This window comes from Sphingopyxis sp., from assembly GCF_036261875.1.
Classification (GTDB): Bacteria; Pseudomonadota; Alphaproteobacteria; order Sphingomonadales; family Sphingomonadaceae; genus Sphingopyxis.
On record NZ_DATAJZ010000013.1, the window covers coordinates 1 to 13069 of the forward strand.

Genomic DNA, 13069 nt, shown 5'->3' on the forward strand with positions numbered 1-13069 from the left:
CACGGGGAGGGGGACCACCGAAGGTGGTGGAGGGGCAGGTGCGTCATGGCGCGCCTTTTCTGGATCGAAGCGTAAACCGAGGGTGCCCCTCCACCATGCTTCGCATGGTCCCCCTCCCCGTGCCGGGGAGGATATCTTGTCCGCTTGCGGTCGAAAACGGCCGTTCCCAATCTTCGCCTTTCCTGGCGCCATCCCGAACCGGCACCGCGCCATGCCGCACACTCTTGCCCCGCCGCCAAAGCCCGCTAGACAGGACGCAACAATCTTGCGGGGGACGCATTTTTTCATGGAACGCCTGATCGGTCTGCTCGGCATCGTCGCATTGCTTGCGATCGCCCTGCTCTTTTCCTCCAATCGCCGCTGGATCCGCCTCCGCGTCGTCATTCCCGCCTTCCTGCTGCAAGCCGGTTTCGCGCTGCTCGTGCTCGGCACCCCCTGGGGGCGCAGCATCATCCAGGCGATGTCGGGCGGTGTCTCCAACCTGCTCGGCTATGCCAAGGCGGGGACCGATTTCATCTTCGGCCCGCTCGCCGGGCCCGAGATGGGCGGGCACAGCTTCGCGATCGCGGCGCTGCCCGTGATCATCTTCTTCGCCTCGATGATCTCGATCCTCTATTATCTCGGCATCATGCAACTCGTGATCAAATGGGTCGGCGGCGCGATCCAGAAGATCACCGGCATCACCAAGGTCGAAAGCCTGGGCGCCGCGGCGAACATCTTCGTCGGGCAGAGCGAAAGCCCGCTCGTCATCCGCCCTTATCTCGCCAGCCTGACACCGTCGCAGCTCTTCACCGTGATGACCGTCGGCATGGCGGGGGTCGCGGGGACGATCCTCGGCGCCTATGCCAGCATGATCGGCGAGCAATTGCTGCCCTATCTGCTCGCCGCCAGCTTCATGTCGGCGCCCGGCGGCATATTGATGGCAAAGATCATGATGCCCGACGATCCCAAGGGTCTGGGCATCGAACCCGTGATCATGCCCGAAGCGAGCCACGACGAGGAAAAGCCCGCGAACATCATCATGGCGGCAGCACAAGGAGCGCAGACCGGCGTCCGGCTGGCGGTCGCGGTCGGCGCGATGGTGCTCGCCTTCGTCGCGCTCGTCGCGCTCGCCAACGGGCTGCTCGCCGGGATCGGCGGCTGGTTCGGATACCCCGACCTGTCGTTTCAGGCGATCATCGGCACGATCTTTCGCCCCGTGATGTGGCTGATGGGGGTGCCGTGGGATGAAAGCGGCGCGGTCGGCGGATTGTTCGGCACCAAGATCGTGCTCAACGAATTCGTCGCCTTCATCGACCTCGGCAAGATGCAGGCGGGCCTGTCGCCCGCGTCGATCGCGATCGCGACCTTTGCCCTCTGCGGCTTCGCCAATTTCAGCTCGATCGCGATCCAGATGGCGGTGACGGGCGGCCTCGCGCCGGGCCAGCGGCCGATGATCGCGAAGCTGGGCCTGAAGGCGCTGCTCGCGGGCAGCCTGTCGAACCTGATGTCGGCGGCACTCGCGGGACTGATGCTGGGCATCGCGCCGCCTGCCGCGCCGCCGCCAGCCACCGCGGCGGCGGCTATCGCGGCTCCGGCCCCGGCCGCCCCTGCAAAGCCACTATAGCGCCATTTTCGCCAGCGCCGTCCGCACCTCTTCCACGAACAGATCAGGCTGCTCCCAGGCGGCGAAATGACCGCCGCGGGGCAGTTCGTTCCAATGGACGATATTTTTGTAGCGCCGGTCGGCCCAGCGGCGCGACAGGCGCATGATTTCGTTCGGGAACAGGCTGCATCCGGTCGGGACGTGGATTTCGCCCGCCGCGAAGCTGCGGAAGCTGTGCCAATAGAGCCGCGCCGACGACGCCGCGCTGTTGGTCAGCCAATATAGGCTGACATCGTCGAGCATCGCGTCGCGCGACAATGATTTTTCGGGGTGCCCGCCGATCGACTGCCCGCCGGGCTCGTGTCCGCAATCGGTCCAGCCGTGGAATTTCTCGACGATCCAGCACATCTGCCCGACCGGCGAATCGGCAAGGCCGTAACCGAGGGTCTGCGGCCTCGTCGCCTGCTGCGTCGAATAGCCGCTGTCCTTCGCCTGATACCATTGGAAGCGGACGAGGCAGGCTTTTTCGGCGTCGGTCAGGTCGTCCATCAGATCGGGTGGCGGCGCGCCGACGACCATATTGACGTGGATGCCCGCGCAATGGTCGGCGTGATTCATGCCGATCGCACAGGTCACCGCGCTGCCCCAGTCGCCGCCCTGCGCGAAATAGCGCGGATAGCCGAGCGCGCGCATCAGCGCGTCCCACGCCGCCGCGATATGCTCGACGTTCCATTTGGCCTCGCTCGGCTTGCCCGAAAAGCCGTAGCCCGGCAGCGACGGGATCACGAGATGATAGTCGGCCGACAGCGGCTCGATCACGTCGAGGAATTCGAGCACCGACCCCGGCCAGCCGTGGGTCAGCACGAGCGGCCGCGCCGCGGGATTGGCGGAGCGGACGTGCAGGAAATGGATGTCGAGCCCGTCGATCGTCGCGAGATAATTGGGCAGCGCATTGAGGCGCGCCTCGACCTTGCGCCAGTCGTAACCCTGTTGCCAGTAAGCCGCGAGTTCCTGCGCATAAGCGAGTGGGACGCCCTGATCCCAGTCGCCGACTGTCTCCTTCTCCGGCCAGCGCGTGTTCGCGATCCGCGCCGCAAGGTCGTCGAGCGCCGCCTGCGGCACGTCGATGGTGAAGGGACGAATGTCGGCGACCTGCATGAATCTCTCCCCGCTCAGGGCCGCGCCGGGGCCTTGCAGCCGCGTTCGAGCCCGACGCCCTTCAAAAAGCCGCGCCGCACCGTTCCGGCATAGACCGCCTCGGCATAGCGGCGGCGTTCGGCATTGGCGCCGGTGACTTCGCCGATCAGCCCGCGCAAGGGAATGACCGACCCCGCGACGCTGCCCGCGACGCGGCCGGCGGTTTCCTCGCGCTTCTGCGCCCGGCTCTTGTCGACCGTCTCGTTGACGTCGGGGCCGAGCACGGCGTCGAGTTCGGTGATCTCGCGGATGATGGCCGCGCATTTGCCAAGCCCGGCGAGCGAATAGGGCGCATCCTGGATCGCCTGCAGCTTGGGCGGCACTTCCTTGCCGTCGAAGGGTTCGGTGACGCTGTTCGCGGTGTCCTTCACCGTCGAATCCCTGGGCGCGCCTTCCTGGGCATGGAGCGGCGCAAGCGCCGCAAGAGCGAGAAGGGACAGGCTGGCGGTAAAACTGCGAAACATGGCGAATCTCCCGTTGCGCCCCTCGCGTTATGCCATGGTGTGCAAGGAGACGGCACGCGTCCAGCCCAAATCGCGCGGCGCCGCGATTTCGCCTTAGCGCGTCGGCACCGGTTCGGGGCCGGTCCAGTCGTAGAAGCCGCGCCCCGCCTTCTTGCCGACCCAGCCCGCCTCGACATATTGGACGAGCAGCGGGGCGGGGCGGAATTTCGGGTCGCCGGTCCCCGATTGCAGCACGCGGATGATCTCGAGACAGGTGTCGAGGCCGATGAAGTCGGCGAGGGTGATCGGCCCCATCGGATGGTTGAGGCCGAGGCGGCAGCCGGTGTCGATGTCCTGCATCGTCGCGACGCCCTCGCCGAGCGCGAAGATCGCTTCGTTGATCAGCGGCATCAGCACGCGGTTGACGATGAAGCCCGGCGCGTCGTTGGCATGGACGATCTCCTTGCCGAGACCGCGGCCATAGGCCTCGACCGCCGCGAGCGTTGCGTCGCTGGTGGCGAGGCCGCGGATCAGCTCGATCAGGCCCATCACCGGCACCGGGTTGAAGAAATGAACGCCGATGAAGCGCGTCGGATCGGGCGCCGCCTGTGCGAGGCGGGTGATCGGGATCGAGCTGGTGTTGCTGGCGAGGATCGCGGTGTCCGAAAGATGCTGGCCGACGCTGGCGAAGATCGCGCGCTTGATCTCCTCGCGCTCGGTCGCGGCCTCGACGACGAGGTCGGCGGGGGCGAAAGCGGCATGGTCGGCGACCGGCGTGATGCGGCCGAGCAACGCGTCGGCGTCGGCCTCGGTCATCTTTTCCTTCGCCACCAGCCGGCCGAGCGCCTTGGCGATGCCGGCCTTGCCCGCTTCGGCGCGGGCGATGTCGATATCGGCGAGCAGCACGTCGTGACCGGCACCTGCCGACACCTGCGCGATGCCTGCGCCCATTTGCCCTGCCCCGATGACGCCGACGATCATATTCTGCCCTTTCGCTGGAAACCGTGGCGTTCCCCTACGACCTCGCCGCGCCCGGTCAAGAGGCGCGCGTCAGGGCGCGGAGCGGAACTCGGTCGCTTCGGCCAGGATCAGCGCGAAGGCGGGGTCGATATCGTCCCAGGTCCGCACCGGGGTCCAGCCGCCCGCGCGGAGCAGCAGGTTCGCGTCGCGCGGCCCATATTTATGGCTGTTCTCGCTGTGGATCGTTTCGCCCTTCGCCATCGCATAGGTGCGTCCGTCGACGATGAACTCCATATCGCACGCGGCGACGAGATGCATTTCGATCCGCGCGTGCACATCGTTCCAGCTCGCCCGATGCATGAAATTATCAACCGGGATCGTTCCGTCCAGCTCGCGATTGATGCGTTCGAGCAGGTTGATGTTGAACGCAGCGGTGACTCCCGCAGGATCGTCATAGGCCCGTTCGAGCGTCGCGACATCCTTGATCCGGTCGATTCCGATCAAGAGCAGCGAGCCGTCGCCGAGCGTGGTGCGCCAGCCGCGCAAGAGGTCGATCGCGGTGCGTGCGACCATGTTGCCGATCGTCGAGCCGGGAAAAAAGCCGAGCTTGGGCAGCGCCGCGATCTCGCGCGGCAAATCGACCTTGTGGGTGAAATCGGCCTCGACCGGATAGACCGGAAGCCCCGGAAAGCGCGCCGCGAGCGCTGTCGCGCTGTCGCGCAGGAAATCGCCCGAAATGTCGACGGGGACATAGGCCGCGGGCCCGATCGCCTGAAGCAGCAAGGGCGTCTTGGTCGAGCTGCCCGAGCCGAGTTCGACGACCGCGCGGCCCGGCCCGATCGCGGCCGCCATGTCGGCGGCGTGGCGCGTCAGCAGATCGGTCTCGCTGCGCGTCGGATAATATTCGGGCAGCGCGGTGATATCCTCGAACAGCGCCGAACCGGTCGCATCGTAGAACCAGCGCGCGGGAATCGCCTTCTGCCGCTGCGACAGCCCGGCATGGACGTCGGCGCGGAAAGCGGGGTCGACGCCGCTGTCGTCGGCGGAAATCTGCCGAAGTTGACGCACGATACCCATGATCAGAGGTCTTTCGCGAGCCGAACGCCGGTGAATTGCCAGCGCTGGTGAGGATAGAAGAAATTGCGGTAGCTGGCGCGCATATGGCCGCGCGGCGTCGCGCAACTGCCGCCGCGCAGCACGAACTGCCCGCTCATGAACTTGCCATTATATTCGCCGACCGCGCCCGGGGCAGCGCGGAAGCCGGGATAGGGGCGATAGGCGCTGCCGGTCCATTCCCACACGCTGCCGAACATCTGTTGCAAGCCTGTGTCGGCGGACGCGGCCGCGGGCTGCACCGGACCGGCCGCGTCGAACTGCTGGCCGCGCCGCGGGTCGCAGGCGGCCGCCGCCGCCTCCCACTCCTGTTCGGTCGGCAGGCGCGCGCCGGCCCAGGCCGCGAAGGCGTCGGCCTCGTAGAGGCTGATATGGGTCACCGGTGCCGCCGGGTCGATCGCCTGCCAGCCGGAGAGGGTGAAATAATGCCCCTCGCGCCAATAAGCGGGCGCTTCGACATCCTCCGCCTGCACCCACGCCCAGCCGTCGCTGAGCCACAGCGACGGGGTATGATAGCCGCCGTCGGCGACGAATTCCTGCCATTCGCCGTTCGTCACCGGGCGGCTGGCGAGCGCGTGTGGGGTCAGCAGCGCCGAAAAGCGCGGGCGTTCGCAGTCGAAGGCGAAGCCGTCGCCGTCGTGGCCGACCGTCACCACGCCTTCCGCGCCGCGGACCCACTGGAGCGCGCCCGCGCTTTTGGCTGCGGGCATGAGAGGCGCAGAAAAGTGCGCAACTTCACTCGCGATTGCGGTTTCGCGCGGCCACATGGCCGGGCCGAGCGGATTCTGGGCGAAGAGATGCTTGATATCGGTGAGCAGCAATTCCTGATGTTGCTGCTCATGATGAATGCCGAGCTCGACCAGCGCGAGCGCGGCCGGGGGCAGATCGGGAAGCGCGCTCTGCACCGCGGCGTCGACATGCGCGCGCCAGATGCAGACCTCGTCCAGCGACGGCCGCGTCAGCAGGCCGCGGCGCGGGCGCGCATGGCGCGGCCCCTCGGCCTCATAATAGCTGTTGAAGAGATAAGCGTAGCGATCGTCGAACGCGCGATAGCCGGGCAGATGATCGCGCAGTACGAACGTCTCGAAGAACCAGCTCGTGTGCGCGAGGTGCCATTTCGCGGGCGAGGCGTCGGGCATCGACTGCGCGCTCGCATCGGCATCGGAGAGCGGCGCCACGAGGTCGAGCGACAGCCGCCGGGTCGCGGCGAAGCGCCGGGCCAGGTCATCGAGCGGGTCGATATGGGTCGATGCGTCGGTGCGGCTGGCCATGATGAGACAATCCCCCGGAAGGTGATTCGGTTTCGCTGCGGGGGCGAATATGGTTACGGCACGGAGGAATGTCTAGAACATTTAGGGAACGAAGTGGAGTGCTCAAACGCGCCATACCTCCCCGTCACCCCGGACTTGATCCGGGGTCCCGCTTGTCACCGTCATCGAGCGGGACCCCGGATCAAGTCCGGGGTGACGAAGAAAGTAAAGGACGCCCTTACGCTTCGGTCAGCGCGTCGCGCCAGGTTTCCAGAGAATGTCGCCGCCCGCGGCGGCGTTGATGTGCCGCGTCAGCACGAAGAGATGGTCCGACAGGCGGTTGAGATAGGCGAGCGCCAGCGGGTTGAGGTCGCGCTCCGCGCCGGCGGCGACCGCGGCGCGTTCGGCGCGGCGGGTCACCGCGCGGGCGAGGTGGAGCCGCGCGGCGGCTTCGGTGCCGCCGGGGAGAATGAAGCTGCGAAGCGATTCGAGCGCCGCGTTCATGCCGTCGATCTCTTCCTCCAGCCGCGCGATCTGGCCGGGGACGATGCGCAGCGCCATGTCGTGCGGGCCGAAGCCGCGTTCGCCGTCGGGCGGCGTCGCAAGGTCGGCGCCGAGGTCGAACAATTCGTTCTGGATGCGCGATAGCATCGCCGCTTCGTCGCTCGCCGGGGCGAGCGCTGCGGCGGCGAGGCCGATCGCGCTGTTCGCTTCGTCGACGTCGCCGACCGCCGCCATCAGCGGTGCCGACTTGGCGATGCGCGAGCCGTCGACGAGGCCGGTGGTGCCGCCGTCGCCGGTGCGGGTGTAGATCTTGTTGAGTTTGACCATGTCGGACAGTCCGGAAGTTTAGACGATCATCCCACTCCGTTCGCATCGAGCGAAGTCGAGATGCCCCTCGGGCCGGCGCAAGGTCGATGGGTGTCTCGACTTCGCTCGACACGAACGGGAAAAGGAAGCGCCTCGATCAGCTGCCGGCAGCGGTCACGCCGATGATGATGAGCAGGATGATGGTGATCGCCTGCCACTTCACGCGGGCCATCATCATCCGGTTCTGCATCACCTGATTTTCGTGGATCGTGCCGTCGAGCGCGGCCTGATGCCCCTTGGCAAAATAGATGAGCCCGCGCGCAAGCGAGAAGAGGACGAGGCCGGCCGCCACGACGACCGCAAGGACGAGCAAAATCTGCATGAGATCCTATTTAGGGAGTTTGCAGCGAATATCCAGCGGGAAGCCGATCGCGAACCAAATTGGCCGCGAGTGCAGGTCCATCGACCCCGGCCTCGCGCAATGCGGCGAGCGAGGCGGCAGCGTCGCGCTTCGCGAGCCGCCGTCCGTCGGGGCCGCAGACGAGGGCGTGATGGCGATAGACGGGGGTCGCGAGGCCCAGCAGCGCCTGGAGCAGACGGTGGACGTCGGTCGAGGCGATCAGGTCGGCGCCGCGGATCACATGCGTCACCCCCATCGCGGCGTCGTCGATCGTGCTCGCGAGATGATAGCTGGCGGGGGCGTCCTTGCGCGCGAGGACGACATCGCCGTGCGCGACCGGATCGGCGGCGCGCATCCCCTGTCCCGCCTCTTCCCAGTCGAGGTCGCCCGCGAGCGCGGCGGCGCGCGCCATGTCGAGCCGCCAGCAATGCGGATCATCGGTGAGGCGGCGCTCGCGCTCGGCCGCCGGCAAGTGGCGGCAGGTGCCGGGATAAACGGCGCCGCCCGAAGCATTGGGCGGCCCATGCGGCGCGGCGAGGCTTTGGGCGATGTCGGCGCGGGTGCAGAAACAGGGATAGACGAGGCCGCGCGCGCGCAAATGATCGAGCGCCGCGGCATAGTCGCCGAGATGGCGCGACTGGCGCACCGGATCGCCGTCCCAGTCGAGCCCCAGCCATGCGAGGTCGGCGAGCGCGGCGACGACATGTTCCTCGCGCGAGCGGCTGCCGTCGATATCGTCGATGCGGATATGGAAATGCCCGCCCGCCTCGCGCGCCGCAGCGTGGGCGAGCGCCGCGCTATAGGCGTGGCCGAGGTGCAGTTCCCCCGTCGGACTGGGCGCGAAACGGGTCAGCATGGGCGGACAGGCGAATCCATATGCTGTGCCGTGCTCGCGCTACTCATTCCATATCTTGCGGCAGATGCCCCCTTGACGTCAGAATCATATGCGTGATGTAATGACGCTGTCACTTGGGAACGGCAGTGGCGCGCCATCCCGCGCAGCAAAGGGGGCAGCGTCGTAAAGCCATGTTCCATCCCGATCTCGCCCGGCATCCCGATTCATGTCCCGCGCTGGTGCTCAACGCCGATTATACGCCGCTCAGCTACTATCCCTTGAGCCTGTGGCCGTGGCAGACTGCGGTCAAGGCGGTTTTCCTCGACCGCGTCACCATCGTCGAGAATTACGAGCGCGAAATCCATTCGCCGACGCGGACGATGCCGATCCCCAGCGTGATCGCGCTCCGCCAATATGTGAAGCCGTCGCAGCACCCGGCCTTCACCCGCTTCAACCTGTTCCTGCGCGACCGTTTCGCGTGCCAATATTGCGGGTCGGGCAAGGACCTGACCTTTGACCATGTCGTGCCGCGCCGGCTCGGCGGGCGGACGACGTGGGAGAATGTCGCGACCGCCTGCGCGCCGTGCAACCTCAAAAAGGGCGGGCGCACGCCGCAACAGGCGCATATGCCGCTCTATCGCCAGCCGTGGCGGCCGACGAGTTGGCAGCTTCAGGACAATGGCCGCGCCTTTCCGCCGAACTATCTGCACGAAAGCTGGATCGACTGGCTTTACTGGGATGTCGAACTGGAAGGCTGACGCCAACCCGGGCGTCGCGGGTGCGGCGATCGAGCCGGCCGTATCGGTGCCTAGAGTGCTGGTTTTGATTGAATCAAAACCAGCACGCTAGATTCTTGTTTTACCGTGTTTTCCGAGTCGCCAGGTGATTCCACCTGACTTGAAAACACTCTAAAGCTCTCCGCCAAGGGCGCCATATTTCGCTTCGAAGCCGGCCTTGTCGCTGCGGGCGAGATAGGCGGCCTGATCGACGATATTGTCACGCGCGATGCGGCCCTGGAAAGCGCCGAGCTGCGGATCGATCGCCGCGATGTCGGCCTCGGTCCAGTCGGCGATCTGCTGGAAGCTGGTGACGCCGAGGCCGTTCAGGAGACCGGCGAGCTTGGGGCCGATGCCTTTCAGGAGCTGGAGATTGTCGGTCTTCGCCGCGGGAGTTGGTGCAAGCGCGGGAGGTGGCGCTTCAGCGGCCGGTTCCGGCGCGAGTTCGGCAGGGACGGTGGGCTTTTCGGGACTCTCCGCTGCCGGTGCGGCGGGCGGGGCTTCGGCGGCGGGCGCCGGTGCAGGCGGCCGTGTGGCTGGCGCAGGCGCCGGTTCCTTCGGCTTGAAGCGCGCGGGTTCGGCGGCGACGATCTCGGGCTTTACCGCTTCGAGCGGCTTCTTCGGTTCGGCGGGCGGCGCGACGGGGGGCGCGATCTCCTCGGGCCGGTTGCGGCCGAACAGCCACCACAGAAGCACGACCGCGACGACGAGGCCGACGACCGCGATAATCCAATTTTCCTGAAGCCATGCCATGACGCTCTCCCTGATTTCGCATCAGCTTATTCGTGGGTTTTGTCGGCGTCTACCCAAACGGTTCTACTCCGCTTCGCGCGCGACCTCTCGCCAGCCGATGTCGCGGCGGCAGAAGCCGCTGGGGAAGTCGAGCTTGTCGACCGCGGCATAGGCGCGCGCCTGCGCCTCGGCGACGCTCTTGCCCGTCGCGGTGACGTTGAGGACGCGGCCGCCCGCCGCGACCAGCGTGCGGTCGTCGCGCGCGGTGCCGGCGTGGAAGACGCGCACGCCGCCCGCCTCGGCGTCGGCGATACGGCGGATCGCGCCGCCCTTTTCGGGGGTGCCGGGATAGCCCTTGGCCGCCATCACGACGGTCAGCGCATAGTCGTGCGAAAAGACCGGCGGTTCTGCATCGGCGAGCGCGCCGGTCGCGGCGGCGTGGAGCAGCGCGGCGAAATCGCCCTTGAGGCGCATCATCAGCACCTGGCATTCGGGGTCGCCGAAGCGGCAATTATATTCGATCAGCTTCGGCCCCCGATCGGTGAGCATCAGCCCGGCGAAGAGGACGCCGACATAGGGCGTGCCCTCGGCGGCGAGCGCCGCCACGGTCGGGCGGACGATGCGGTCCATCACCTCTGCCTCGAGCGCGGCGGTCAGCACCGGCGCCGGGCTGTAGGCGCCCATGCCGCCGGTGTTGGGGCCGGTGTCGCCGTCGCCGATGCGCTTGTGGTCCTGCGCGCTGCCGAAGGCGAGGACGTTCGTGCCGTCGGAGAGCGCGAAGAAGCTCGCTTCCTCGCCGGTCATATACTCCTCGATCACCACCTCGGCGCCCGCGCCGCCGAAGGCGCCCGCGAACATCTCCTCGACCGCCGCTTCGGCGTCTTCGCGCGTTTCGGCGATGATCACGCCCTTGCCCGCGGCGAGGCCGTCGGCCTTGATGACGACGGGGATCGAAAAGCCGTCGAGCAGCGCGAGCGCCTCCTCGGCGGAGGTCGCGCGGGCATAGGCGGCGGTCGGGATGCCGGCGCGCGCGCAGAGATCTTTCGTGAAGCCCTTCGACCCTTCGAGCCGCGCGGCGGCGGCGCCCGGCCCGAAGACCGGCACGCCGATTTCGCGCAGGCGGTCGGCGAGCCCGGCGACGAGCGGCGCCTCGGGCCCGACGACGACGAAATCGATCGCATGGGCGCGGACGAAGCCGATCAGGCCGTCCAGATCGTCGGCGGGAATCGGCACGCACTCGGCGTGGAGTTCGATCCCCGGGTTGCCCGGGGCGGCATAGAGCTTGGCGCAGCTTGGCGATTGTGCCAGTTGCCAGCTCAGCGCATGTTCGCGGCCCCCCGACCCGATGAGCAGGATATTCATGGCAGTCCCTTTTCCCGATATGGCGTCCGGCGACGAGAGTGAAGCGCGGCTGTTAGCCGAGGCGGCACCCGGCGACAATGCGCCAGCCTTGTCTGTCAGCCAATTATCGGCGGCGATCAAGCGAACGGTCGAAGATGGCTTTTCGCGGGTTCGCGTGCGCGGCGAGCTGTCGGGCGCGAAGCGCGCGGCGTCGGGGCATTTCTATGCGGCACTCAAGGACGATAATGCCCTGATCGACATGGTGATGTGGAAGGGGCAGGCGGGCCGCCTCGCCTTCCGGCCCGAGGACGGGATCGAAGTGATCGCGACCGGGAAGCTCACCACCTATCCGGGGCGCTCCAAATATCAGCTCGTCGTCGACAGTCTGGAGGTCGCGGGCGAGGGCGCGCTGATGCTGCTCTTCGAGAAATTGAAGGCGCGGCTCGGCGGCGAAGGCCTGTTCGACCGCGAGCGCAAGCAGCCGTTGCCGCGCCTGCCGCGGATCATCGGCGTCGTCACCTCGCCGACCGGGGCGGTGATCCGCGACATTCTCCACCGCCTCGCCGATCGCTTTCCGACGCATGTGATCGTCTGGCCGGTGCTGGTGCAGGGCGAAGGCGCGGCGGCGCAGGTCGCCAGGGCGGTGCGCGGCTTCGACGCGCTTGCGCCCGGCGGGCCGGTGCCGCGTCCTGATCTGGTCATCGTCGCGCGCGGCGGCGGGTCGATCGAGGATCTGTGGGCGTTCAACGAGGAAGTGGTGGTGCGCGCGATCGCCGATTGCCGCATTCCGACGATCAGCGCGGTGGGGCACGAGACTGACGTCACGCTCGCCGACTATGTCGCCGACGTGCGCGCGCCGACCCCGACCGCCGCCGCCGAGCTGGCGGTGCCGGTGCGCGCCGAACTGGCCGCCGAACTCGCGGCGCGCGGCGGGCGGATGATCGGTGCGGCGGGCCGTCACACGGCGCTGGCGCGCGAGCGGCTGGTCGCGCTGGCGCGGCACCTGCCGAAGCGCGAGGCGCTCTATGCACCGCAGCGCCAGCGGCTCGACGACGCGCAGGGCCGGATCGACCGCGCGCAGCGGCACGGGCTCGCGGTGATCGCCGAACGGCTGGCGTCGCGGTCGGGGGCGCTGCGGCCGTCGCTGCTCGAACGGCGGCTCGACCGCGACCGCGCGCGGCTGGAGGGGCTGGAGCGGCTGTTCGCCTCGCTCGACCCGCGTGCGCTCTTGTCGCGCGGCTATGCGATGGTGCGCGATGCCGGGGGGGCGATCGTGACGAGCGCGGCCAAGGCGCGCGCCGCGGGGCATCTGCGGCTGATATTCGCCGACGGTGATGTGCCCACCGCGGTGACCGACGGCACGGCGCCCAAGCCGACGCGCAAGCCCCCGGCGTCCGGCAAGGGACAGGGCGAGCTTTTCTGACGGATTCGCGTGCGCTTCCGCTACGAGCCCATGGACAGGCTTGTTTCAGCATCCATGGCCTGACCTGTCCTTCGGGTGCGGCGTTTTTTATTTCGCACGAAGACGCAAAGACACGAAGAGGAAGGTTCGGGCCGACAGGCCCTATACTATATTGACGACGCGACTGGCCGCTCCGGTGAAAGAGGAAACCGCTTCGCGGCAAAT

13 protein-coding genes are annotated in these 13069 nt (G+C 67.6%); 3 read left to right on the top strand and 10 right to left on the bottom strand.

Annotated elements, in window-relative coordinates; genetic code table 11:
• The first annotated feature begins 286 nt into the window (after positions 1-286).
• Positions 287-1606, top strand: coding sequence for a NupC/NupG family nucleoside CNT transporter (locus VHO04_RS06965; protein ID WP_329627642.1), 1320 nt, complete (start codon positions 287-289; stop codon positions 1604-1606).
• Here VHO04_RS06965 and VHO04_RS06970 read toward each other — a convergent pair.
• From VHO04_RS06970 to gluQRS, 8 genes are all read right to left on the bottom strand, one after another.
• Positions 1601-2743: an epoxide hydrolase family protein gene (locus tag VHO04_RS06970; RefSeq protein WP_329627643.1), complete on the bottom strand. Its 1143-nt coding sequence runs from the start codon at positions 2741-2743 to the stop codon at positions 1601-1603. The genes VHO04_RS06965 and VHO04_RS06970 overlap by 6 nt on opposite strands.
• 14 nt (positions 2744-2757) lie before the next feature.
• Positions 2758-3246 carry a hypothetical protein gene (locus VHO04_RS06975; protein ID WP_329627644.1) on the bottom strand — a complete coding sequence of 163 codons (489 nt, stop codon included), beginning with the start codon at positions 3244-3246 and terminating at the stop codon, positions 2758-2760.
• Between the two features lie 93 nt (positions 3247-3339).
• Positions 3340-4206 (bottom strand): 3-hydroxyacyl-CoA dehydrogenase NAD-binding domain-containing protein, encoded by an 867-nt coding sequence (locus VHO04_RS06980; protein WP_329627645.1) that lies wholly within the window; start codon positions 4204-4206, stop codon positions 3340-3342.
• A 69-nt stretch (positions 4207-4275) separates the two neighbouring features.
• Positions 4276-5262 (bottom strand): L-histidine N(alpha)-methyltransferase, encoded by a 987-nt coding sequence (egtD, locus tag VHO04_RS06985; RefSeq protein WP_329627646.1) that lies wholly within the window; start codon positions 5260-5262, stop codon positions 4276-4278.
• A gap of 2 nt (positions 5263-5264) precedes the next feature.
• A complete protein-coding gene (egtB, locus tag VHO04_RS06990) occupies positions 5265-6569 on the bottom strand; it encodes an ergothioneine biosynthesis protein EgtB (protein WP_329627647.1) in 1305 nt (434 codons plus the stop codon).
• Between the two features lie 228 nt (positions 6570-6797).
• Positions 6798-7379, bottom strand: a complete 582-nt coding sequence (locus VHO04_RS06995) for a cob(I)yrinic acid a,c-diamide adenosyltransferase (RefSeq protein WP_329627648.1) — start codon at positions 7377-7379, stop codon at positions 6798-6800.
• Positions 7380-7515: 136 nt separating this feature from the next.
• Positions 7516-7740 (bottom strand): HIG1 domain-containing protein, encoded by a 225-nt coding sequence (locus tag VHO04_RS07000; RefSeq protein ID WP_297664209.1) that lies wholly within the window; start codon positions 7738-7740, stop codon positions 7516-7518.
• A 10-nt stretch (positions 7741-7750) separates the two neighbouring features.
• Entirely contained in the window at positions 7751-8614 is an 864-nt protein-coding gene (gene gluQRS, locus VHO04_RS07005) for a tRNA glutamyl-Q(34) synthetase GluQRS (RefSeq protein ID WP_329627649.1), read from the bottom strand.
• A 170-nt stretch (positions 8615-8784) separates the two neighbouring features.
• Here gluQRS and VHO04_RS07010 point away from each other — a divergent pair, with 170 nt between their 5' ends.
• Positions 8785-9351 carry an HNH endonuclease gene (locus VHO04_RS07010; RefSeq protein WP_257545671.1) on the top strand — a complete coding sequence of 189 codons (567 nt, stop codon included), beginning with the start codon at positions 8785-8787 and terminating at the stop codon, positions 9349-9351.
• A gap of 150 nt (positions 9352-9501) precedes the next feature.
• Here VHO04_RS07010 and VHO04_RS07015 read toward each other — a convergent pair whose 3' ends face one another.
• Positions 9502-10122, bottom strand: a complete 621-nt coding sequence (locus tag VHO04_RS07015; RefSeq protein ID WP_329627650.1) for a hypothetical protein — start codon at positions 10120-10122, stop codon at positions 9502-9504.
• A 63-nt stretch (positions 10123-10185) separates the two neighbouring features.
• Positions 10186-11463, bottom strand: coding sequence for a phosphoribosylamine--glycine ligase (gene purD / locus VHO04_RS07020; RefSeq protein WP_329627651.1), 1278 nt, complete (start codon positions 11461-11463; stop codon positions 10186-10188).
• Between purD and xseA the strand changes: the two genes are divergently transcribed.
• Positions 11462-12865, top strand: coding sequence for an exodeoxyribonuclease VII large subunit (gene xseA, locus VHO04_RS07025; RefSeq protein WP_329627652.1), 1404 nt, complete (start codon positions 11462-11464; stop codon positions 12863-12865). The genes purD and xseA overlap by 2 nt on opposite strands.
• The last annotated feature ends 204 nt before the right edge of the window (positions 12866-13069 follow it).